The sequence below is a fragment of the Pseudomonas moorei genome, assembly GCF_042846945.1.
Taxonomy (GTDB): domain Bacteria; phylum Pseudomonadota; class Gammaproteobacteria; order Pseudomonadales; family Pseudomonadaceae; genus Aquipseudomonas; species Aquipseudomonas moorei.
Genome location: NZ_AP035776.1, coordinates 4,589,494 through 4,612,895, shown reverse-complemented (window position 1 = coordinate 4,612,895; position 23,402 = coordinate 4,589,494). Strand labels below are relative to the sequence as shown.

20 protein-coding genes and 1 pseudogene are annotated in these 23,402 nt (G+C 60.7%); 7 read left to right on the top strand and 14 right to left on the bottom strand.

What is annotated here, in order from left to right:
* Positions 1–32: 32 nt before the first annotated feature.
* The gene (locus ACGJAX_RS21855; RefSeq protein ID WP_390956132.1) at positions 33–1,301 is read left to right on the top strand and encodes an OprD family outer membrane porin; all 1,269 of its coding nucleotides are present in this window, start codon (positions 33–35) and stop codon (positions 1,299–1,301) included.
* 479 nt (positions 1,302–1,780) lie between these two features.
* A pseudogene (locus ACGJAX_RS21850) lies at positions 1,781–2,182 on the top strand (methyl-accepting chemotaxis protein); the annotation flags it as partial.
* 21 nt (positions 2,183–2,203) lie between these two features.
* Here the strand turns inward: ACGJAX_RS21850 and ACGJAX_RS21845 are convergent.
* Positions 2,204–2,431: a DUF2790 domain-containing protein gene (locus ACGJAX_RS21845; protein ID WP_090321697.1), complete on the bottom strand. Its 228-nt coding sequence runs from the start codon at positions 2,429–2,431 to the stop codon at positions 2,204–2,206.
* A gap of 119 nt (positions 2,432–2,550) precedes the next feature.
* Here ACGJAX_RS21845 and ACGJAX_RS21840 point away from each other — a divergent pair, with 119 nt between their 5' ends.
* Entirely contained in the window at positions 2,551–3,489 is a 939-nt protein-coding gene (locus ACGJAX_RS21840; RefSeq protein ID WP_390956131.1) for a LysR substrate-binding domain-containing protein, read from the top strand.
* 638 nt (positions 3,490–4,127) lie between these two features.
* Here the strand turns inward: ACGJAX_RS21840 and ACGJAX_RS21835 are convergent.
* The 11 genes from ACGJAX_RS21835 to ACGJAX_RS21785 form a co-directional block, all read right to left on the bottom strand.
* Positions 4,128–5,435 (bottom strand): OprD family outer membrane porin, encoded by a 1,308-nt coding sequence (locus tag ACGJAX_RS21835; protein WP_390956130.1) that lies wholly within the window; start codon positions 5,433–5,435, stop codon positions 4,128–4,130.
* Positions 5,436–5,511: 76 nt separating this feature from the next.
* Positions 5,512–6,084, bottom strand: a complete 573-nt coding sequence (locus ACGJAX_RS21830; protein ID WP_090321707.1) for a PPC domain-containing DNA-binding protein — start codon at positions 6,082–6,084, stop codon at positions 5,512–5,514.
* 117 nt (positions 6,085–6,201) lie between these two features.
* The gene (locus ACGJAX_RS21825) at positions 6,202–7,779 is read right to left on the bottom strand and encodes an aldehyde dehydrogenase family protein (protein WP_390956129.1); all 1,578 of its coding nucleotides are present in this window, start codon (positions 7,777–7,779) and stop codon (positions 6,202–6,204) included.
* Between the two features lie 31 nt (positions 7,780–7,810).
* Positions 7,811–8,755, bottom strand: a complete 945-nt coding sequence (locus tag ACGJAX_RS21820) for an amidohydrolase family protein (protein ID WP_390956128.1) — start codon at positions 8,753–8,755, stop codon at positions 7,811–7,813.
* Positions 8,748–9,707 carry an amidohydrolase family protein gene (locus tag ACGJAX_RS21815; RefSeq protein WP_390956127.1) on the bottom strand — a complete coding sequence of 320 codons (960 nt, stop codon included), beginning with the start codon at positions 9,705–9,707 and terminating at the stop codon, positions 8,748–8,750. The genes ACGJAX_RS21820 and ACGJAX_RS21815 overlap by 8 nt, the downstream gene beginning before the upstream one ends.
* 15 nt (positions 9,708–9,722) lie before the next feature.
* Positions 9,723–10,181, bottom strand: coding sequence for a thioesterase family protein (locus ACGJAX_RS21810; protein WP_090321719.1), 459 nt, complete (start codon positions 10,179–10,181; stop codon positions 9,723–9,725).
* 28 nt (positions 10,182–10,209) lie between these two features.
* A complete protein-coding gene (locus tag ACGJAX_RS21805) occupies positions 10,210–12,108 on the bottom strand; it encodes a TRAP transporter large permease subunit (RefSeq protein ID WP_390956126.1) in 1,899 nt (632 codons plus the stop codon).
* 15 nt (positions 12,109–12,123) lie between these two features.
* A complete protein-coding gene (locus ACGJAX_RS21800; protein ID WP_390956125.1) occupies positions 12,124–13,167 on the bottom strand; it encodes a DctP family TRAP transporter solute-binding subunit in 1,044 nt (347 codons plus the stop codon).
* 60 nt (positions 13,168–13,227) lie between these two features.
* The gene (locus ACGJAX_RS21795; protein ID WP_090321724.1) at positions 13,228–14,433 is read right to left on the bottom strand and encodes a CaiB/BaiF CoA-transferase family protein; all 1,206 of its coding nucleotides are present in this window, start codon (positions 14,431–14,433) and stop codon (positions 13,228–13,230) included.
* Position 14,434: 1 nt separating this feature from the next.
* A complete protein-coding gene (locus ACGJAX_RS21790; protein WP_390956124.1) occupies positions 14,435–15,214 on the bottom strand; it encodes an enoyl-CoA hydratase-related protein in 780 nt (259 codons plus the stop codon).
* A gap of 73 nt (positions 15,215–15,287) precedes the next feature.
* Positions 15,288–16,427 carry an iron-containing alcohol dehydrogenase gene (locus tag ACGJAX_RS21785; RefSeq protein ID WP_390956122.1) on the bottom strand — a complete coding sequence of 380 codons (1,140 nt, stop codon included), beginning with the start codon at positions 16,425–16,427 and terminating at the stop codon, positions 15,288–15,290.
* Positions 16,428–16,602: 175 nt separating this feature from the next.
* On the opposite strand from ACGJAX_RS21785, the gene ACGJAX_RS21780 reads away from it, so the two are divergent.
* The 3 genes from ACGJAX_RS21780 (at position 16,603) to ACGJAX_RS21770 (ending at position 20,271) form a co-directional block, all read left to right on the top strand.
* Positions 16,603–17,526: a LysR substrate-binding domain-containing protein gene (locus ACGJAX_RS21780; RefSeq protein ID WP_390956121.1), complete on the top strand. Its 924-nt coding sequence runs from the start codon at positions 16,603–16,605 to the stop codon at positions 17,524–17,526.
* Positions 17,527–17,691: 165 nt separating this feature from the next.
* Entirely contained in the window at positions 17,692–19,038 is a 1,347-nt protein-coding gene (locus tag ACGJAX_RS21775) for a PQQ-dependent sugar dehydrogenase (RefSeq protein WP_390956120.1), read from the top strand.
* Positions 19,039–19,791: 753 nt separating this feature from the next.
* On the top strand, positions 19,792–20,271 hold the full coding sequence (locus ACGJAX_RS21770; protein ID WP_390956119.1) for a MerR family transcriptional regulator: 480 nt from the start codon (positions 19,792–19,794) through the stop codon (positions 20,269–20,271).
* A gap of 15 nt (positions 20,272–20,286) precedes the next feature.
* Here ACGJAX_RS21770 and ACGJAX_RS21765 read toward each other — a convergent pair whose 3' ends face one another.
* Together ACGJAX_RS21765 and ACGJAX_RS21760 are read right to left on the bottom strand one after the other, a co-directional pair.
* Positions 20,287–21,291, bottom strand: a complete 1,005-nt coding sequence (locus ACGJAX_RS21765) for an acetoacetate decarboxylase (ADC) (RefSeq protein WP_390956118.1) — start codon at positions 21,289–21,291, stop codon at positions 20,287–20,289.
* A 29-nt stretch (positions 21,292–21,320) separates the two neighbouring features.
* Positions 21,321–22,121 (bottom strand): DJ-1/PfpI family protein, encoded by an 801-nt coding sequence (locus tag ACGJAX_RS21760; protein ID WP_390956117.1) that lies wholly within the window; start codon positions 22,119–22,121, stop codon positions 21,321–21,323.
* A 194-nt stretch (positions 22,122–22,315) separates the two neighbouring features.
* Here ACGJAX_RS21760 and ACGJAX_RS21755 point away from each other — a divergent pair, with 194 nt between their 5' ends.
* Positions 22,316–23,395 (top strand): saccharopine dehydrogenase NADP-binding domain-containing protein, encoded by a 1,080-nt coding sequence (locus ACGJAX_RS21755; RefSeq protein WP_390956116.1) that lies wholly within the window; start codon positions 22,316–22,318, stop codon positions 23,393–23,395.
* Positions 23,396–23,402 lie beyond the last annotated feature (7 nt).

The window sequence follows — 23,402 nt, the reverse complement described above, 5'->3', positions numbered from 1 at the left end:
TACCTTTTCATAACAACAATAAGAGCACACCGATGAAGTCAACCATTCATGCAACTCGTACGCTATTGTCCATGGCTGTCGCCTTGGGGTGTTCCAGCCAATTGATGGCCGCGCAGGGCGGTTTTATCGAGGATGCCACCGCCACCTTGCAGGCTCGCAATTACTACTTCAGTCGGGACTACTCAGACATTGTCGGCGCTAACCGGCAGTCGAAGGCCGAGGAGTGGGCCCAGGGCTTTATCCTCAACGCCAAGTCCGGTTACACCCAAGGGCCTATCGGCGTTGGCGTCGATGTCATCGGCCTGCTCGGGCTCAAGCTCGACAGCAGCCCGGACCGGGTCAACACCGGCCTGTTGCCGGTACAGAGCGATGGCCGCGCGGCCGATGAGTACAGCCGCCTGGAAGGCACGCTAAAGCTGCGCTACTCGAAGACCGAACTGCGCGTCGGCGAGCTACAACCAAACGTGCCAGTGCTGGTTTTCAGTGACATCCGCCTGCTGCCGCCCAGTTACCAAGGGGCGAGCTTCACTTCCGCCGAGATCAATGGCCTGACGTTGCAAGGTGGCCATCTGAGTTCCACTCACCTGCGCAACGAGGCCGGCGACGAGAAGATGCAGGCGATGCTCAGCTACGTGCCCCAGCGCCAGGCCAGCAGTGACGCGTTCAACTACGGTGGCGGCGATTACGTCTTTAACGACAAACACACCAGCGTCAGTGCCTGGTACGGGCAACTGGAAGACATCTACCAGCAAGGCTTCCTGGGGCTGAAACACAGCCAGCCCCTGGGCAGTTGGACCCTGGGCGCCAACCTTGGCTATTTCGACGCGAAGGAGGATGGCAAGAAGCTGTTGGGCAATATCGACAACCAGGCGTTCTTCTCCCTGCTGTCGGCCAAGTACGGCGGCCATACCTTCTACGTCGGCTACCAGGGCATGTACGGTGAAAGCGCGTTCCCTCGGGTATTTGCCAACATCTCGCCGCTGGGCAACGAAGTGCCGACCTATGAATTCGCCTCCACCGACGAGCGATCCTGGCAGGCGCGCTACGACTACGACTTCGCCGCCCTCGGCGTGCCGGGGCTGACCAGCACCGTGCGCTACATCACCGGCAACAACGTCGACACCGGCAAGGGCTTCGAAGGCAAGGACCGCGAGCGCGACCTGGACCTCGGTTACGTCGTGCAGAGCGGCACCTTCGCGGGGCTTGGCATCCGGGTGCGCAATGCCATGGCGCGCTCCAATTACCGCACCGATATCGATGAGAACCGGCTGATCCTGAGCTACACCTGGACGTTGCTGTGAGTGAGGCGAGTATGAGCAATAGAGTCTGGGCACGATTGGCCCTGGTTACAGCGGGCGGCGCAGTTGTGCTGCTCGCTTTCGGCAACGGCATGCACCTGATGTATGCCGGCATCATCAACCTGTTGCTGCTGGCAGCGGCGGTGCTTTTTCAGCGTCAGCCAATACGGGTAGTCGAAGTGCTCGTGCAACGGGAGCCGGATCCCGTGGTGTCCAGTGCGCCGGTCCCGCTACCGTCGTTGCCGGTGGTCGAGCCCGCTTGGCCGGGCGCCGAGGTAAAGGTGGCACTTGAACACTTGACGAGAGTGGTGCAACAAACCGAAGACGACATGCGTTTTGCCAACCAGCTGGCGCGTGGCGCGGGCGAACGGGTACAGGCCAGTGCCGTGAGCATGCAGTCTTCGGCTGCCGTGCTGGGGGATCTGGATCAGTATCTGCAGCGCCTGGATCAGGTGTTCGATGAGCTGGGCAGCCAGTCGATTCGCATCGGTGCGATTGTCGGCAGCATCCAGGACATCGCTCGGCAGACCAACCTGCTGGCGCTCAATGCCGCGATCGAGGCCGCACGGGCCGGTGATCATGGCCGGGGTTTTGCTGTGGTGGCAGACGAGGTGCGCAATCTGTCGCGCCAGGCAGCGGACTCCAGTGCGCAGATCCGGCAGATCGCCACAGGCCTGGAAAAATCGGCACAGGATGCCCGTCAGGGCCTTGAACAGCTTACCGATTCGACGCGTTTGGGCCTGGATAAGGCGGAGGTCGCGTTGCAGTCGATGGGGGAGTTACGCAGTGGCGCGGTGGCCAGGCTGGAAGTGGTCGAGCGCGTCATGCAACGGTTGGCCAGTTTGCATGAGTTGGCACTGCAGGCAACCCGGATAGCGGTCTGAACAACCTGCCGTTTCGACCTCTCAAACGCCCGAGCAACTGCCCATCACCCGGTAGGTCAACGTGTGACTTTCACCCTGATGGTCGATGTAAACCATGGTCGCCGGTACGACATCGCACGCAGTTGAGGTATCGGTTACCGAGATGACTTTCGCGATATCCAGGGATGGAGGAGTTGCGGTCGGGTTGCTTTCGGCGGCCATAACGGCGGTGGTGGTCAGGGCCAACAGTACGCTCAACAAGGTCTTCATGGTTTTTGCTCCGTGGTGTTTCGATGAGTCAATTCTATTCTTCTGCTGATAGGGATAAAGAGGTCTGTACATGATGCAGCGTTACATAAGATGCAACAGTCGTTACCACTGGAGGGTTCATGGACCTGCTTAACAGCCTGCGGGTATTTGTGCGTGTGGCCGACGCAGGCAGCTTTACCACGGCTGCACAGGCGCTGGACTTTTCCACGGCGCAGGTGTCTCGACTGGTGGCGGATCTTGAGCAGCATGTGCAGGCACGTCTGCTGCAGCGCACCACCCGCCGTTTGAGCCTCACCGAAGCCGGCGAACGCTTCCTGTTGCGGGCGCGGCAAATACTGGACGACATGGCCGAGGCCACCGCAGAAGCGCGTGGCGCTCACCTGGAACCCAATGGCCGGTTACGTCTGCATTGTTTGACCGGGTTGGGCGTGCTGATGACGCCACTCATTGCCCGCTACTGCGAGCTCTACCCGGACGTGGTGGTTGAGTTGACCTTGTCACAACGCAATCCCGACCCTCTTGAAGACGGGCACGACGTGGTGATCTCCATCGCCCAGGAACTGGCGGATTCACAATTCGTTGCCCAAGCAGTAGGGCGCATCTTCAGCATCCCTTGCGCATCGCCCGGGTACATTGCGCGTCGGGGCCTGCCCGGTCACCCCGAACAACTGAATGAACATAGCTGCCTGCGCATGATCGATCCGTTGTACAGCGATGAGTGGGTCTTCCGTGACGAGCAGGGTGAGGTTTCAGTGGTGCCCGGCAAAACCTTCCAGAGCAACGTTCCCGAGGCGATGGTCAATGCGTCGGAGGCCGGGATGGGCATCAGCCTGCTGCCGTTCTACACCGCCACCCGTTCGCTGCGCGAGGGCACCTTGTTGCGCGTACTGGGCGATCACCGGCTCAGGGAGCGCAACGTCTATGCACTCTATCCTTCCAAGCGGTTTCTGGATGCCAAGGTGAGGACCTGGGTGGACTTTCTCAAGGCTGAGTTGCCCGGGCTTTTTGCCGGGCATGAGGTCATTGCCAATGATGCTCGGTATTGGGGAGTGGGTTAGCTAAAAAGATCAACGGCGCTGCGCCTGCTGGATATACCAGTGGTGGGCCGTGGCGAATCGGCGATGCTGACCGCGTGCATGCTCGGGCGCACGTTCGGGGTTCTGGTGTTCATTGACGAGTTGGCTGAGCAGGTTAAGCGTCCGATTTTCCAGTCCGTTCCCTGATATTTGACGTGAACGTGGATTTATACATTCACAAAGAAACCGAACGTGGTTAAGAAGCGTACGGGTCAAATCCGATTTTTCGATAGCAAGATGAACTGCAAAATGATGGGGCGGCGCTAAGCAAGGGGATAGCTAAGTGGGGCGAATTTTGCAGCCCATTGCTGCTCGTTGGTTTTTTGATTGGAGGAGGGCGTCACGACAAACGCATCGCTAGAGCCAGGCTCCACATGAAGCGAGCTGAGCATCATCAAAAAAGGACAAAGCCCAAGAACTCTTTATTTGAACAATGACAAGCTAGCGAACTGAGGCGGATTGATGCCGAGTCAACTTCCAAAGTTTTTTATACTTTCAGTTAAGCAAGGTACGAGACATTGCTTCGAAAATAATAAAAGAAGAAAAGCGCTGACACGATGTCAGCGCTGAGGCAACGCAACCAGGGCATCCTCGAAACGCGCGTTAGCGTGGTATTGATGTCAGAGCAAAGGGATGCTGTAACTCACGATCAACCGATTCTGATCCTGATTGCGCGATGCCTCGCTGTTCGACTTGCCATTGCGCCACCCAAAGCCCACCCCTTTCAGCGCTCCGGACTGCAGCACGTAGTCGAGGCTGATATCCCGCTCCCATTCCTTCTGGTTATCACCGGACGTGGTCTTGATGTTGTCGCCACTGAGGTACATGACCGACGCCTTCAGGCCTGGCACACCCAGGCCTGCGAAGTCATACGCATACTGGCCGAAAGCGGTGCGTTCGCCAGCGCGAGTGAAAGTCTGGATCAGGCGATCGGTGTACAGGTACAGACTGACCCCGCCCGCACCTTTGTCCGCGAGGCCGCCCTGGTTGAGTTGGGTGAAACCGCTACCGCTGGAAACGCTTTGATAACCCGCTGTGACTGCATGGGCACCCAGGGAGTAGATCAGCGCCGCGCTCCAGGTTTTGTTGTCAATTTCGCCATCGCCATCCCGGGTGTAGCCGCTGATCTTGTAGCCCGAGGTACCGGAGCTGTTGGCGCCGGACGAGTTGGTCTTGAAGTAGCGCAGGTCGGTTTTCAGGGATTGGTTGTCCGAGATCGTCAGGGTGTGTATCAGGCCGAAAAACTGCTGAGTGTAGTAGTCGTCGAGGTTGGCGTAGTAATACTGCGCCGTCAGGTCTTTGGTGACTTTCCAGTCGCCACCGGCGAAGTCGAACGCGTTGCTTTCACGGGTGCCGCCGACGGCGGCCAATCCGGTCTGGTCGCTGGAGCCTCGGCCCGTCGCATGTTCGATCCGGCCACCGGTAAAGGTCAGGTCCTTGAACTCGCCCGACGTGATCTGCCCACCTTCGAAAGTCTGGGGCAGCAGGCGGCCGTCGTTGGACACCAGGATCGGCAGCTTCGGCATCAGTGTGCCGAGGCGCAGTTCGGTCTTCGAGACCTTGACCTTGCCGGTCAACCCCAACCGGCTCCACGAATCGACCGCGCTGCCGTCACTGTCCGACGGAATCATCGAACCGCCGACATGCCGGCCTTTGCCGCTGTCCAGGGTGATCCCCGTCAGGCCCAGGGCATCGATGCCAAAACCCACCACGCCGTTGGTGTAGCCCGACTTGAAGTCGAGCATAAAGCCCTGGGCCCATTCTTCGGTTTTCGACGGCGTGGCAGTGCCGTCGCGGTTGTCGTTGTTGAAGTAGAAATTACGCAGGCCCAACGTGGCCTTGCTGTCGCTCAGAAAGTCAGCCTGCGCCTGGGTGCTCAGTGCAAGGGCGCCCAGCGCTAGGGTAACCACCGTGTTCTTGTTGCTCATCTCAATCGCCCCTATTTTTTTGTAATTCGAATTCAGGAGGGTGGCTCCCGCTATCGGCGGGAGCCTGAAACTCGTATCAGATACCCAACACGTTGGCGCCGATGCACGGATCGATCCCGCGCTCCAGACGACGCTGGTGGACGACAACGGTGATTTCCATGGAACCGGTGGTCACGTCGAAGTCGAGGATATGGCCGCCATAGGCCTGGAACGTGGCATCACCCGCGACGCCGTGCATGTGGATCGACGGCTGGTCGTTCTTCCAGGCCATCGAGCCGGTGATGCTCGCCATCTCGACATTGCTGAAAACTTTGGCGTCGAAGTCCTTCTTGTCCTTGTTCCAGAAGCCGAACTTCACGTTGCCGAAGCCGATGCCGCTGATGGATGCGCTTGGGATCTTCTCGGCGATGGCCAGTTTGGTCAGCTCCTTGAAGGCGTTGTCGCCCATGCGCAGCACCATCAGGTAACCGGTGGGGGTCTTGGTGTAGCGCGGGGTGGTTTCAGTGGCACATTGCATGGGCGGCGGCGTCGCAGTGGTTGAAGTCTCGGCAACGGCCAATTGCGTGGCCGCAGTGTTAAGCAGAAGGGCGGCAGTAACAGCCAACATTAATTTGCACAGGCGTTGTTTCGGGTGAAGTTGAACGTGCATGGGACTTCCTCTGTTTTTGTTGTTGTGGGGTACAGCGGTTTTCTGGACGAGCGAATCCGACGCCTGTTGTTCACAGGCGTGGGAGTTATGGCTAACAGCGGGTGGTAACGCTGAGGCTTACAGCCCGTTGCGGCTGCTGACCCCGTCAATCAACCGGGCGATGCCCAGCGGATTGAAGTTTTTCAGGGCGTCCGGCAACAGACTGTCGGGGCAGTTCTGGAAGCACACCGGCCGCAGGAAACGATCAATCGCCAGCGTTCCCACCGAGGTGCCGCGCGCATCCGACGTCGCGGGGTAAGGCCCGCCATGCACCATGGCATCGCTTACTTCAACGCCAGTCGGATAACCGTTGAACAGCACGCGCCCGACTTTCTGTTCCAGCAGGGCCAACACTTCGTTGAGGGTGGTGAGTTCCGAATCCTCGACAATCAGGGTGGCGGTCAACTGACCCCGCAGGCCGTGCAGGGCCTGGAGCAACTCGGCGTGATCGGCGACTTCGACCACGATGGTGGTAGGCCCGAAAACTTCCTCTTGCAGTAACTCGTCACCGTCAATCAACAGGCTGACATCCGCCTTGAACAACTGCGGCCGCGCCTGATTGCCCTGTTGTGCGTTGCCGGCCAGGTGCGTGATGCCCGAGTGGGCGCGCAGGTTGTCGAGGCCGTGGCAATAGCTTTTCAACGCGCCGCTATTGAGCATGGTTTGCGCAGATTGCTCGCCCATCAGCCCGGCAAAACGTTCAAGAAACGCGGTGAATTCCGGCGAGCGAATGCCCAACACCAAACCGGGATTGGTGCAGAACTGACCTGCACCGAGGACCACGGACGCGGCCAGTTCGGTGGCGATCTTTTCACCCCGTGCTTTTAGCGCTTCAGGCATCAGCAACACCGGGTTGATGCTGCTCATCTCGGCGAACACCGGGATCGGCTGCGGACGTGCCGCCGCCATGTCACACAAGGCCCGCCCACCGCGCAACGACCCGGTAAACCCGACAGCTTGAATTGCCGGGTGCTTGACCAGCGCTTCACCGACGCTGCCGTAGACCATGCTGAACACACCGTCGGGCATGCCGGTCTGGCGGGCGGCGCGGGTGATGGCGTCAGCGACGTAATCGGCGGTCGCCATGTGGCCACTGTGGGCTTTGAACACCACCGGGCAACCAGCGGCGAGGGCGGACGCGGTGTCACCACCCGCCGTGGAAAACGCCAGCGGAAAGTTGCTGGCACCGAAGACGGCAACCGGGCCGAGGCCGGTGCGGAATTGGCGCAGGTCTGGACGGGGCAGCGGCTTGCGCTCCGGCAGGGCGCGGTCGATGCGCGCCCCGTAGAAATCGCCCCGACGCAGCGCCGTGGCGAACAAACGCATCTGGCCGCTGGTGCGGGCGCGCTCACCCTGAATGCGCCCGGCGGGAAGGGCGGTTTCGCGGCAGACGAGGGCGATAAATGACTCGTCCAACGCGTCGAGTTCTGTGGCGATGGCGTCAAGGAAATCGGCACGGCGGGCGGCCGACAGGTTACGGAAAACCGGGTAAGCCGTGGCCGCCGCTTCTGCGGCCGCATTCACTTCCTCCACAGTTGCCTGATGGAACCGGAACGGCAGCGCTTCGCCGGTGCTGGCGTCGTGGCTTTGCAGGGTGTTCGAACCTTTGGCCGAACGGGCACCGGCAATGTAGTTGTGGCCTGAAACTTCAAACATGGGAGCTCCTCAAGGGCTGTTCAAATAGGGATCAAGTGAGCTGATAAATACGTCGGGCGTTGTCATGAAACAGCGCCAGTCGATCAACGCGGGAACGGTCGCGGACGATGGTTTTGAAACCGTCGAACACTTCGCTGAGGCTGTTCACCACACCATCGACCGGGTAGTTGCTGGCAAAGGCGCAGCGACTGACGTCGAAAATCGATATCGCGTCGTTCACCACCTCGCGGTTGGCTTCCACGGGCCAGGCCTGGCCTGGGATGCAAATGCCGGAAATCTTTAGCGCGACGTTGGGCTCGCGAGCCAGCAGCGCCAGGTTGTCGCGCCAGCCGGCCAGACCTTGCGGCGAGCGATCCGCCGGCAGCGCGGTGTGATTGACCACGAGGGTCACGTCGGGAAAGTCCCGGGCCAGTTCGGCGGCCTCCGGCAGATGCCACCACGGTGCTTGCAACTCGAAATGCAGACCGTTTTGCGCCAGTCGGGCGTAGCCGTCGCGCCAGCGCGGATCGCGCATGGAGCCGGGCGCGGAAAAGTCTTCGCGCCATTCTTCACGGCGCGTGACCGTTGGTTTGTGGCGCACGCCGCGGACCAGCGGATGTTCGCGGTACAGGCGCAGCAGCTCAGGTGCGTCCTCGCGATCCAGCCAGGCCTGGCCGACCATGGCCGCCAAGGTCGGTTCGTGCTCCGTCAGGGACTCGATAAAACGCACTTCGTCGGCCGGTGTCGCCGGGTCCCATTCACCCTCGATCACCACGGTCTGCACGATGCGATGCCGGCCCGTCAGCCGCTTATAGTCCTCGGGCAAAAAGGTGCGGCAGATCGACGAGTAATCGCCGTAACGGAATGGGCGCAATGGCCGGTCGTTCAGCCACGGGTAGTAATGGGCCTCGATATCGAAGTAATGCTGGTGGGCGTCGACGATGGGTAAATCCGCGTCGTCGCCGCTGGCCAGAAAGCGTTCGCGCCAGTTATCCATGCTGTGGCTCCAGGTGATAGAAGCGCTGCGCATTGCCGGCGAAAACCGCTTCCTGCACCGCACGCCCCAGCGGCGCGAGCATCCCGGCCATGCCATCGGCAATCGTGTCGTAGGACGCGCGCAACCCGGCGACCGGAAAGTTGCTGGCGAACATGCAACGCTCGGAGCCGAAGATCTCCAGGGCGGCCAGCACCACCACTCGGTTGTCGTCGTAATTCCAGTGCGAATCCTTGAGGCCGAATTCCGACAGCTTGATATGCACGTTGGGTTGCAAGGCCAGTGCCTCCAGGCCTTTGCGCCAGCGCGCCATACCCGACGGGCTGCGATCCCAGGCGAAACCCGTGTGGTTCAAGGCGATCTGAATCCGGGGAAACATCGCCGCCACTTCCGCAGCCTCGGCCAGGTGCCACGGCGGCACACGCAAATCCCAGGACAAACCGTGTTCGGCCAGGCGCGAAAAGCCTTCCAGCCATTTTGGGTCTTGCATGGTGCCCTTGGCCCCGGCCACTGACTCCAGCGGTGAAACCGACGTCACCGGTTTCGAGCGAATCCCCCGAACCAATGGCCGGGTCGCCTGGGCCGCAAGTATCTCGGCGCTGTCGTCGCGATCAAACCAGGCATGGGCGACGATGGCGTTCGGGAAACCGAAGCGTGCGTTCACCTGTTCCAGCCAAAGGGTTTCGGCGACTTGCTCATCCCGAGCCCGTTCGGCCTCGACGTGTACCGTGCCGACCAAGCGCTGGTTTTGCGTCAGGGCCAGGAAGTGTTCCGGCAAAAAATCCCGGCACAGGCTGTGATAGTCACCGAGAAAAAATTCCTCGTGATACTCGTCCTGCAACCACGGATAGCGCCCGTTGCCGAGGTCCCACAGGTGATGGTGGGCATCAACAATCGGCAAGGCGTCCTCGAGTGCCAGGTTGGGCAGGCCATTGCGTTCATGCAGCGTGATCATGACGGCAGCCCTTGCTCAGCGCGACGCGGCGAATTGGGAACGGTTGAGCAGGCCGTCTTCGACTTCGCCAGCGGCGGCAGCCTCGGCCTTGGATTGCACACGGCTGCGCAGCTTCGCGACGTTCACCACCACGCGGGTATGCGCTGCCGTGGCCACCAGTTCGACCTCGTCACGTACCTCGACGTTGAAGGTCACACTGCGCCCTTCGATGCGGGTGACCGTGGCGACGATGCTGACCGACATACCCTGCAGCGTGGCCCCGACATGACGGATATCGACCGCCGCACCGACGGTGTTTTCACCTTCATTGAGGAAGGTCAGCAAGTAATCGAGGCAGGTCTGTTCGATGTCGTCGACCAATCGTGGTGTGGCGTAGATGCGCAGATCCTCACCCAAAAACGAAATGGTGCGTTGCTGATCGACGGTCAGGCGGCGCTCGGTGGTGGTACCTGCTTCCAGCGTTGAGAAATTCATAAGCAACCTCGGGCTATCAAAGGAGTGATCAGATGTTGGGCAGGAAACCGATGGAAATCCACGGCACGGCAATCAGTACGCCGAGGGCCACGACCAGTGCGCCGAGGTACGGCCAGACCCGGCGCATGGCGCCACTGGGGTCGACCTTGGCGATGGCGCACGCCGCGTAGAAACCGACGCCAAACGGCGGCGCGAACAAGCCCAGGCCCATGGCAAAGATCGCGACCATCGCGTAATGCACGTCGTTGATGCCCATGGTCTTGGAGATGGGAAACAGCAACGGCCCGAACAACACAATGGCCGGAATGCCTTCGAGGAAGCTGCCCAGCAGAATGAAGGCCACCGCCGAGATGATCAGGAAGCCCATCGCACCCCCGGGCACCGTCGACATCACTTGCGCCAGTTGATGGGAAAAGCCCGATTGGGTCAGCGCCCAGGCCATGGCGGTGGCGCTGCCGATAATGATCAGAATCGCGCCGGACAAGGAGGCGGTGCTGACCAGGATCGGATAGAGGCGGCGCCAGTCAAAGCAGCGATAGCACAGCAACCCGACGATAAAGGTGTAGGCCACGCCAATCGCCGCCACTTCGGTGGCCGTGGCCACGCCTTCGACCACCGCGGTGCGAATCACGAAGGGCAGGGCCAGGGCCGGTAAAGCCACCAGCAGTGAATGCCCGATTTCCTTGGCTGAGGCGCGTTTGCCGGTGGAGGCTTCGCCCTTGCGGTTTTTCCACCAGATCACCGCCGCCATCGCGATGGCGCCCACCACTGCCGGCATGAACCCTCCGGTGAACAGGGCCGAAATCGACACCCCGGTCACCGAGCCGATGGTGATCAGTACCAGGCTTGGGGGAATGGTTTCCGACATCGCACCGGAGGCATTGAGCATCGCTACCAGTTCGTTTTCGTCCTCGCCGCGTTTCTTCATTTCCGGAAACAACGCCGGGGCGATGGCGGCCATGTCGGCGGCCTTGGACCCGGAAATGCCGGAAATCAGGTAGATGGCACCAATCAGCACATACGACAAGCCGCCGCGCACATGGCCGATCAGCGAGCACAGGAAACGGATCATCGCCCGGGCCATGCCCATGGCTTCGATCAACGCGCCCAAAAACACGAACAGCGGAATCGCCAGCAGAATCAGGCTCGCCATGCCTTCGTCCATGCGCCCAACTACCAGGGTCAGCGGCGTGGCGGTCATGGTCGACAGGTACGCCACGGTGGCCAGGCCGAACGCGACCATAATCGGCACGCCGATGATGATCATCGCCATCACCCCGATCATGAAGAACACGATCAGGTTCCAGTTGCCCATCAGCAACAGCAGGCCTTCGCTGCCCCATAACAACGCCGCCATGGAGGCCAGCATCGCCACCGACACCGTGAAGTCGATCAGCCGGGCGCTGGTCAGCAGGCGCGCGACGCAGGTCATCAACATCAGGCTCAGGCCGACCGCAATGGCAGACACGCGGAAGGCGTTGGGGATTTCCAGGGCGGCGGTGGTGATGATCCACTCGTCGCTGACGTACTCCCAGGCCGGGGTGAACAGCAGCCCGATAAACGCGATAACGATCACCGCGCCCAAAGTGTCGATAAAGGCGCGTTTCTCCGCAGGCAAACGCCCGATAAACGAGGTGAGGCGCATGTGTTCGCCGCGCCGCATCGCCACCACCGAACCGAGCATCGCCAGCCACAGGAACAGCAGCGAGGCCAGTTCATCGCCCCAGACAATCGGCTGATTCAGCACATATCGGGAGAACACGTTGCAGAACAGCAGGGTGACTTCGACCACCACCAGCAACGCCGCGCTGCCCTCGGTCAGCCAGCGCAGGCCGGTGTCCAGGGCGCGGCCGAGGCGCAAAGTGGTTTGCCGTGGGCTGCGTCCGTCAGCAGGGGAAACGTCCGTCATTCGTAGTTCGTTTTTCATGACCCGGTCTCCGGCTTAGGACAATTGACCCGCGTACTGCTCGAGCAAGCTCCAGGCTTCGGTGCCGTACTTTTCTTTCCATTGGGTGTAGAAGCCTTTCGATTGCAGGTCGGTCCTGAACAATGAACGGTCGACTTTGTTGAAGGTGATGCCATGGGCGGTCAGGGACGGTTCCAGGCTGGAGTTGAGGTCGATGACTTGCTGACGCTGCACCAGCGCGGCGGCGTTGATCTGCCGAGACACGATTTCCTGCACGTCCGCCGGCAGTTTGGGGAAGGTCTTGCCCGAGGCGACGATCCAGAAACCGCCCCAGATGTGGTCGGTCATCGAGCAGTACTTCTGCACTTCATAGAAGCGTGCGGACTCGACCACCACCAACGGGTTTTCCTGGCCGTCGACCACTTTGGTCTGCAGCGCCGAATAGGTTTCGTTGATGCTGATGCCGGTAGGGGAGGCGCCCAGGGCGCTGAACATGGAAGTCCACAACGGGCTGACCAGCACCCGCAACTTGAAGCCGGCGAGGTCTTGCGGCGTGTTGATCGGGCGGGTCGAACTGGTGATCTGGCGGAATCCGTTGTTCCAGACTTTTTCCATCGGGATCAGGCCGACCTTCTCGGTCTTGGCCCGCACGTACTCGCCGAGTTTGCCGTCCAGCGCAGCCCAGACACTGTCGTAGTCCTTGAACGCGAACGGCATGCTTTCGATGGACATGGCCGGCACCAGGGTCGAGAGAATCGCCCCGGGCAATGGAATGAAATCGATGGCCCCGGCGCGCACCTGGGACAGCATGTCGGTGTCGCCGCCCATGGCGCCGTTGGCGTACACCTGCAAGTCCACAGCACCGTTGGTTTCAGCCTTGATCGCTTCGGACGCGGCCTTCATCTGTTTGTTCAGCGGATGGGTGTCGGGCAAGCTGCTGGTGTAGCGCAACACGATGGGTTTGGTCGCGGCGAAAACGCTGGAAGGCAGCAGGTTGGCGGCGAAGGCGCCACCGACGGTGATGCCGGCAGATTGCAGAAATGATCGGCGGCTAACGGCCTCGGTCAAGATACGGCTCATGATGTTCACCTTATTGTTTTTGTAGTTGTTCTGAAAAACCGCGCTCACAGGGGCGTTGTGTCAGGCCAGTGCCACCACGGCTTTGCTTTTGATCAGCTCATCGATTTCAGCGTCCGCATAACCGCTTTCCTTCAGCACCTCGCGGGTGTGCTCACCCAGCAGCGGCGCATGGCGGCTAGTCGGTGGCGCGGCGTTGTCCATGTCGGAGAAGTGAATCGGCAGGCCCATGCCGCGCACCCGGCCTTCGGTGGGGTGTTCGGTTTCCACCACCATGCCGCGCGCGATGGTTTGCGGGTGGGCGAGGGCGGCGGCGATGTCCAGCACCGGTCCGGCGGGCAGGCCGAGGCTGTCGAACAACACCATCCATTCATCGGTAGTGCGCGCCACCAGCACTTCGTTGAGGATGTCCACCAGGGCCAGGCGATGTTCCATGCGCAAGGCGTTGCTGGCGAAGCGCGGGTCGGCTTTGAGTTGCGGCACGGCCAGGGCTTCGACCAGACGCTCGTAGTTGGCCTGGTTGGCGGCGCCGATGTTGATCCAGCCATCGGCGGTGCGGAACACCTGGTACGGCGCGCTGGTGGAGTTGGCCGAACCCATTTTCGGCAGGATGGTGCCGTCGGCGAAAAACGCCGCTGCCGGCCAGTACATCTGTTGCAGGCCAGCCTCGAACAGCGAGGTGTCGACCATTTGTCCAAGACCGGTTTTCTGCTTCGCGGCGTAGGCGGCGCAGATGCCTAGAGCAGCGAGGATGCCGGAGTTGATGTCCGCCACCGGCGAGCCGGCCTTGACTGGTTCACGCCCGGCTTCACCGGTCATGCTCATCATGCCGCTCATGCCTTGGGCGATCAGGTCGAAGCCACCTTTCTCGCCAAACGGGCCGCTGCGGCCGTAGCCGGAGATGGCGCAGTAGATCAGGCCCGGGTTGATGGTTTTCAGGGTGTCATAACCCAGGCCGAATTTTTCCATGGTGCCGGCGCGGTAGTTTTCCGTGACCACATCGGCATCCAGCAACAGCCGGCGCAACACATCGCGGCCGCCGTCGGTCTTCAGGTTCAAGCCAATGCCGCGTTTGTTGCGGTTGACCACCATGAACGAGGCGGACTCGCCGCTGGCCATGATCGGCGAGAAGCGCCGCGAGTCGTCACCGTCGGGCACTTTCTCAACCTTCACCACGTCGGCACCCATGTCGGCCAGCATCATCCCGCACACCGGCCCGGACATGATGTGAGCCAGTTCTACCACGCGCATACCTGTCAGCGGTCCCATATCATTTACCCTCGAAGTGTGGTTTGGCTTTGGCGATGAATGCGTTCAGGCCAGTCTGAAAATCTGCGGTGTCGTAGCAGGAATAACTCGCGTCGATCTGCTCGGCGGTGGGTGCCACGCCGGCCTCAAGCTGCAACGCAGCATGGCGATGCCAGCGGGCGACCAGGGGCGCGCCCTGGGTGATGCGTTTGGCGGTGGCGAGGGTTTCGGATTCGACTTCGGCATCCGGCACGACCCGGGTCACGAGGTTTTTCACGTAGGCGTCGTTGGCGTCGAGAATGCGACCCTCCAGCAGAATCTCCAGGGTCGTCGAGCGCCCGGCCAGCGCCACCAGACCGGCCATTTCGTCGTATGACATGACCAGGCCCAGCTTGCCCACGGGTGCGCCAAAACGGCTGGAGCTGCCGCAGATGCGCAGGTCGCACAACGCGGCGATTTCCAGGCCGCCACCGACGCACACGCCGTGAATCATGGCGATCACCGGGTGCGGGCATTCGACGACGGCGCGCATGGCCGCCGAAGTGATTTCGGCATAGTGGCGAGCTTGGGCCTGATTGGCGCGCACGCTGGGGAACTCGCTGACATCGGCGCCAGCGGCAAAGGCTTGCTCGCCGGCGCCACGCAATATCACGCAACGCACGCTGGTGTCAGCGGACAGTTCGGTCATGACGTCCCCCAGGTCCTGCCACATGGACAGGGTCAGGGCGTTCATTTTCCCCGGGTGGCTTAGGGTGACGATGGCAATGGCGGCTTGCCGTTCGATAAGGACGGTGGGCTTCATGATTGTTCCGCTGTCCTCAGCTGGGCCGAGAACGCGGTTGCCTCCTGATTTATTGTTGTTGGATAGCGCTTGCTTACAGCGATTGTTCGAGCATCGACCGGTAGTCCGCCGGCGAGGCTTCCCGAGGGTTGGTCTTGTGGCTGTGATCGTGCAGGGCGCCCTCGATGATCCCGGCAAACAAGCTCTCATCGACCCCGATCTCGCTCAGGCGGGTTGGCAGGCCGAGGCGACGGGTCATGTCTTCGATGGCGACGCCGATATCGGCCCCGGCTCCAAGGCCCATTGCGTGGCGCAGTCGTTCGAGTTTGCGCTCGTTGCGCACAGTCGGGGCGTTGGCGTTAAAGTCGACGACGGCCGGCAAGAAGATCGCGTTCAAGGTGCCATGATGTAGCTTCGGATTGATCCCGCCCAAGGCGTGGGACAGGCTGTGCACGCAGCCCAGTCCTTTCTGGAACGCGAGGGCGCCTTGCATCGACGCGCTCATCATGTTCATCCGTGCTTCACGATCACCGGGCTCGGAGGTGGCGCGTTCGATGTGTTCCCAGGCGCGCCACAGGCCATCGAGGGCAATGCCGTCGGCGGCGGGGTTGAAGGCCGGGGCCATAAAGGTTTCGATGCAATGGGCGATGGCGTCCATGCCGGTGGCGGCGGTGAGCATCGGTGGCAGGCCGAGGGTCAGTTCCGGGTCGCAGATCGCCACGCGGGGCACCACATACGGCGAGATCACGCCGACTTTGCGGCCATCGTCGAGAATCAAAATCGCGCCGCGGCCGACTTCGCTGCCGGTGCCGGCAGTGGTCGGAATCGCGATCAGCGGCGCGGTGGCGGCGGTGATGCGATCCAGTCCACCTTCAATCACCGCAAAGCTTTGCAGCGGACCATCGTGGGTGGCGCAGACCGCCACACCCTTGGCCAGATCGATGGACGAACCACCGCCCACGGCGATGATGCCGTTGCACTCGCCGAGGCGATATTGCGCGACGGCTTCACGCACCGCATGTTCGTTGGGATTGGGCGGGGTGGCGTCGAAAATCGTCGGCGTCAGGCTGCCGCCCAGGGCCGCGATGACCTTGTCGACGATGCCGGCATTGCGCACGCCAATGTCAGTGACGATCAGCGGCCGGGTGATGCCGGCGCGCTCGGCTTCGGCGGCCAGATGCTCCAGGCTGTCGTAGCCGAACTGGATCTTGGTGACGTAATTGATGAGGGACATGATTCACCACAAGTTATACAGGATTGTTATTGTTGCAATCGGTCCGGGGCAGGAGGGCTCTCGCTCTCGGGTCAAACCCATTGCATTGCCTGGTTGTGGGGTGGACTATAGGGCCGTCGCGGCGCGCCCCGATACTGACAACTTTCGATACCTCTATAACTTTTAGTTAACCCTGATGACGCCCTCACTCAACTCAATCATGTCCCGCCTGCACATCAAGCAACTGCGCTTGTTGATCGCCCTGGATGACCACGGCTCCTTGCTGGGCGCGGCCAAACAGGTTGCGCTGACCCAACCCGGGGCCAGCAAAGCCCTGCAGGAAATCGAAACCACCTTCGGCACTTCGTTGTTCACCCGCACTAACCGCGGGTTGGAACCCACCGATGCCGGACGCTCGGTGATTCGCTACGCCCGGTTGATCCAGACCGACCTCGCACACCTGCGCGAAGAGATCATCGGCATCATGAGCGGCGAGGGCGGCCGCGTGTGCGTTGGCACCATCATGGGCGCCGTGCCGCTGCTGACCACCGCGATCAGCCGGGTCATCGCCGACCACCCGAAGCTGTCCATCGAGATCGTCGAAGACACCAGCGCCGCGTTGCTCAGCCAACTCGACGCCGGACGCCTGGACCTGGCGATCTGTCGCACCACCGTCAGCACCACGCCTTACTTGTATGAGAGCTCGACCTTCGTCGAAGAAACCCTGGCGGTGATCGCCAGCACCCAGCATCCATTCGCCTACGCCCGGCAACTCTCGCTCAAGGACCTGGTGGATTATCGCTGGGTGGTCTATCGCGCCAACATGCCCATGCGCTTGCTGCTGGAGCGCGAGTTCCACGAGGCCGACCTGCGTTTCCCGGTGCACTTGCTGGAAACCACGTCGGCCTTCGCCACCCTGTCTCTGTTGCAGGAAAACCCGACCCTGGTCGCGCTGGTGTCCACCGACGTGGCCAAGTTCTGCTCCGGCTACGGCTTTACCACCACGCTCCCGCTGCCCATCACCTCCCGCAGCGAACCCTATGAGCTGGTGTCGCGCAAAAACGTCCCGGATTCGCCCGCCGCGCGGCTGTTACGGGAGGCGTTGCTGAACCCTGTGTGAGGCTGTTGGAATACTGACGGGGTTTGCAATCGCGCATTCGTGCAATTACGGCAAATGTGATTTGAGCCAGACGCGGTGTTTGTCAGGGATCAGCGCCGCGATACTCCGCCGGGATTTTGTCTGTCTTATAACGGGCCCATGGATGGCCACCGCGAGGTTAGAACAATGAATGTGTCCAACCGACTTGCGCTCCTGATCACCGCCGCCGCACTGCTCAGCGCCTGTGGCGAGTCTTCCAAATTGCCGCCCCAGGCCAGTGTCGGCCCGGCGCCGCAGTTGCCGGAACCTGCCACCTCGCTGATCCCCACGTTGAAAGTGTCCAAGGCCATCGGCTGGCCGGGCAATGCCATGCCCACGGCGCCCGCCGGTTTCAAGGTGACCGCACTGGCGGAGAATCTGGATCACCCGCGCTGGGTCTACACCCTGCCCAATGGCGACCTGCTGGTCGCTGAGAGCAACCACCCACCGATGCCGGTAGGCGCCACCGACGGCGGCAGCGGACCGATTGCCTGGGCCAAGCGCACGGTCATGGGCTTCGTGATGGGCCGGGTCGGGGCAGATGTGCCGAGTGCCAATCGCATCACCCTGCTGCGTGATGCCGATGGCGATGGCCGCGCCGAAGTGCGTACAGTGTTCATGAGTAACCTGACGTCACCGTTTGGCATGGCGTTGGTGGGCAATGAGCTGTTTATTGCCAACGCCGATGCCCTGGTCAAAGTGCCGTACAACACGGGGCAGACCGAGGTCAGCGCCACACCGGTGAAAGTCACCGACCTGCCCGCCGGCATCAATCACCACTGGACCAAAAACGTCATCGCCAACCCCGAGGGCACCAAGCTCTACGTCACGGTGGGCTCCAACAGCAACGTCGGCGAGAACGGCCTGGAGGCGGAAGAAGGGCGCGCGGCAATTTGGGAAGTGGACGTCAAAAGTGGCAATAAGCGCCTGTTCGCCAGTGGCCTGCGCAACCCCAATGGCCTGGCCTGGAAGCCCGGTTCGAGCCAATTGTGGACCGTGGTTAATGAGCGGGACGAAATCGGCAGCGACCTGGTGCCGGATTACCTGACCTCGGTGAAGGACGGCGCGTTCTACGGCTGGCCGTGGAGTTACTACGGCGCCCACGTCGATGTTCGCGTGGACCCGCCGCGCCCGGACAAAGTGGCCGAGGCTATCGCGCCGGACTACGCGTTGGGCACCCACGTCGCGCCGCTGGGCCTGACGTTCTCCGATGCCCGAGGCATGCCCGCCAGCTTCGCTAATGGCGTGTTCGTCGGCGAGCATGGCTCGTGGAACCGCAATCCCCAGGCCGGCTATAAGGTGGTGTTCATTCCTTTCAACGACGGCAAACCTTCGGGGCTGCCGGTGGACTTTCTGACTGGTTTCCTAACTGCCGGCGGCGAAGCACAAGGGCGTCCAGTAGGCGTAGCGCTTGACCAGCGTGGGGCATTGTTGGTTGCCGATGACGTGGGCAACAAGGTTTGGCGCATCACAGCCATGAAACCTGTTCAGTAAAATGTGCCTTTGCCCCCTGCAATGAAGGCAACCTGAGACACCAGTGCGCCAGGCCTTGGAACACCGGCCAGCAAAGTCAGAAAACGCCCCACACAACGAGCTTGTGGTGGGGCAGTTTCCTGATTTCACCGGACGGCTCATTCTTGATGAGCTCGAATGGCAGGAGTCGGGGCCGGCCTCGGTGGCAATTTGCGCTCATGTTGAACCAGAGTGCGAGTGGCGCCAGATGTAAGCGAATTCGGGCAGTGGCAGCCCGGGGGGGTGAAATTCGGATCGCTGCGCCGAAGTTTTCTTGCAGACGTGCGGATTCTTAAACCAGTAGGCGGCTGAGCGAGCGATCGCGGATCGCCCAGCAGCATGATGCGCGACTTGTGATCGTCAGGGCAGCTTGCGATCTGTGCATCGTCGAACAGGGCGGTGGTCGAGGTTAGGCCTTGGAGGGCCCGGCCTGACACATTATTTAACGTATGGGCGATGCTTTTTGTTCATGAGCGATCGAAACCCCAATCACTAGCGGGTTTTCTCCGGGTGTATGGAGCCAAATGTTCACAGATTTATATTCATGAGGAGCCTCTGGTTTATCTGCAGAGGACTCCTTGGGATTGCCAAATCCTGGAACGACATTAGGTGTGAGCTTCGGTACCCATGAGCTTCGTGACGGGGGAGCAACGTATTGAAACTGAGCCGCTTGGCCGGTTGATGACTTTAGGTTTAAAGTGAACTTTAAGGTCATTAGGTTTTTTGGGGCGCGATATGAGAATTGGTGAACTGGCGAAAATCAGCGGCTTAGCACCGTCGCGCATCCGCTTCTATGAGGCGATCGGCTTGATCAAGTCGGTCGAACGCAAAGCCAATGGTTATCGCGATTACGCCCCCGACACTGAGTGGGTGCTGGAGATCATCACCGGTGCGCAGGCGGCGGGTTTCTCTTTGGAGGAAATCCGCCAATTGATGCCGATGAATGCGAGTGGCTGGCAGCACGACCAGTTGCTCAGTGGCCTCAAGCAAAAAGTTGAGGAAATCGAAGTGCTGCAGCAACGGCTGGCCCAGAACAAGGAGCAATTGCTGCTGGTCATCAAGGGCATCGAGGGTAAGCCCGAGGGCATGGCGTGTGCGGACAATGCGCAACTGCTGATCAATCGTCTGCGCGAAGAAGGCGTGACTCCCGCTTCAGGCAAGCGTGCGGCAGCATCGTCCAAGAAAAGAACCGCCCGTGAGGCTTCCGGGGCCTGATGGGCGGAACAGCTTTCAGCGCTCGCCAACCAGAGTGACAAGCGGTTTTGGCGCATAGAGCGCACTCTGGAATTCAGGCACATATTCGTACTTCATCATCTTCCCCAGCTTCAGGGAGCGGAGGTAGTTCGACAGGCTACCGTCGCTCAGCGTGAGCGTGGCCGCATCTGCGTCCCGGCTGGAGCCGTGGCTGAGCTGGCGGGATACCGCGTAGCCGTAGGCCAGTTGGCCCTGATGATCGAGGTTGGTGAAACTGCTGGTGACGATATCCTCGTCGCGGGACAATTTGTCGAGCTTCTTCGCAGTGAAGGACACGTCCAGTTTGCCAGTCTGACTGTCGGTGATGTCATAGATCACCGATTGCGCATCCTCTTTGCGATCTATGCCGGTCAGCCATTTCGGCAGGTTGTAACCGACGACGCCGCGCACCCGCGCCAGCTCAGTATTGACCGGCAACTTGAGCACATAACCCCAGAAGTCTCCAGACATCGACTGGCCAATCAACGTGATCGGCCCCAGATTGGTTTTGCCCGGTTTGTTGGTGATGATCGACACGGCCACTTCGTTATAGGCATCGTTATCGCAATGTTCGTAGGTGTATGCGGTGAACGCGATCAAGCCACGGCCCGGCCAGACTTGCAGCGGCTGCACGGCTGCCAGTACTTCAGGCGGCATCAGCGCCCGGAGCCGATCCAGATCGGCCGTATAGACCGCCGTGACACGACTGTTCTGATAGTAGAAGTTGGGCGAAAACGACTCAAAGCCAATGTCGACCTTGTTCTTCGCCAAGCTCTTGAACCAGCTTAAATCAACGTCCGGTATTTCGGTGGCAATCACTGACAACGGCGGGTTGGAGCGAAAACGGTCGTAGAGGCCGCCCTTGACGACGGGCACTTGGTGACCTGCGATATCGATTGTGGTGGTGACGGTCGGGCTGGGCCTTTCAGGTGTCTCCGCCAACACAGCGTTGGCAAACGTGTTGAACAGCAATCCTGTTAAAACGGCGCTTGCGCGTTTCAATTGGTCTTTCTCCGGGGTGGTGGGATCTACTAGAGGGGGCTGCGAGCTGCGTTGTCGGCGGAGCGCACGGCCATCACGGCTTCAGCCACGGCCTTGGGCGATTGAGGGTTTTGGCCGGTCACCAGCCTTCCATCGGTAACGGCAAATGAAGTGAACGGTAGCCAGCCCTTGTGGTAGTGCGCGCCTTGGCTCACCAACCTGTCCTCAAGGTAGAACGGCACCTGCTTTTTCATGCCCGAAAACAGCTCTTCCTGGTTGGAGAATCCGGTGATTTTTCGGCCCTTGATGATCAACTGACCTTGGTCATCTTTCAGATCCAGAAGACCCGCTACGCCATGGCACACGGCAGAGACGATGCCGCCCTGGTTGTAGATGGTTTCGGCGACACGCCGCAGGTCAGGGTTATCGGGGAAGTCCCACATAACCCCATGGCCCCCGGTGAAGTAGATGACGCTGAACCGGGACGGATCGACATCGGCGATCGGTATCGTATTTTGCAGGCGAGCGCGGAAAGCAGGGGACTGCAAATGTTCACGGGCGGCCTTGTCCATGTACAACCAGCCCAGACTGCGTTCGTCCAGAGGCACCGCGCCACCTTTGGGGCTGGCAAACACGGTGGTGTACCCGGCCGCTTCAACCACATCGGTGAAGTGGGTCAACTCGGTCAGCCACAGTCCCGTGGTATCGGTTCGTGTGGGATAGCTGGCGTGATTGGTCATGATCACCAGTATCTGGCGATCCCTGGTAGCAGCCGACTCAGCATTTGCAAACGTCATGAAAGCACCACCTATCAATATCAGGGCATAGGAAACTAGGGTCTTCAGCATCATCCGGGTTCCATCATTCAAGCAGGTCAGCGCATGCTCACCTTAAACCTCGCTTTAAGGTCAACCCTGTTGCTGCAAATAATTTTCGCCGGTGCTTCCGGACTTTTGCTTGACCCTCAACCTGACTTTAACGCTAGCGTCTGAAGTTGATTGGGCAGGGCAATAACGCTCGTCATCAATCCATTTAGGAGCAGCGCATGAGTCAGCAAGACAATCCGGATACCCAGATGAAATGGATGATTTATGGCGCCAACGGGTACACGGGCGAGTTGATCGCTCGTGAAGCTGCAAAGCGTGGACTCAAGCCTGTGCTGGCCGGGCGCAGTCGTGACAAGGTCGAGACTTTGGCCCGGGAACTGGGCCTTGAAGCCCGGGTGTTCGGACTTGATGATGACGCGCGGTTGCTTGCGCAGATCAAGGGCCACGGATTGGTGCTGCATTGCGCAGGGCCGTTTTCAGCTTCCGCCGCGCCGATGATCGAAGCCTACCTGCGGGCCAATGCACACTACCTGGACATCACCGGTGAGATTGCCGTATTCGAACATGCCCAGTCCCTGAATGACCGGGCGCGGGCAGCGGGCGTAGTCATTTGCCCCGGCGTCGGCTTCGATGTAGTCCCGACCGACTGCGTCGCCGCCGCACTGAAAAACGCGCTGCCGGATGCGACGCATCTGGCGCTGGGCTTCGATTCGCACTCGAGCTTTTCGCCTGGCACTGCCAAGACTTCTATCGAAGGCCTGGCGCAGGGCGGCAAAGTCAGGCGTGACGGCAAGATCGTTTCGGTGCCGCTGGCCTATCGTGTACGTCGTATCGATTTCGGTGCTGGGGAGAAGCTAGCGATGACCATTCCCTGGGGCGATGTGTCCACCGCTTGGCACACCACCGGCATTGCCAATATCGAGGTGTTCATACCCGGCTCGGCGGGGATGATTCGCGGCGCCAGGCTGGCCAACTTGATTCGGCCGTTGCTGGGTTTGTCGTTTGTACAGCGGCTGCTCAAAGCGCGCATCGGCAAGACGGTTATCGGCCCGGATCGGGCAAAACGTGCCGATCAAGGCACCTATGTGTGGGGCGAGGCTCGTAACGCTCGCGGTGAATGCAAAGTCGCCCGCGTGCACACGGCGAACGTCTACAGCCTGACGATCGACGCTGCGTTGGCGGTGGTCGAGTATCTGTTGCAGACGCGTCTGCCCGGCGGTGCCTACACGCCTGCGCGTTTGTTGGGTGCCGATCTGGTGACTCACTTGCCTGGGTCAGATGCAATCAACATTGAATGACCTTGAA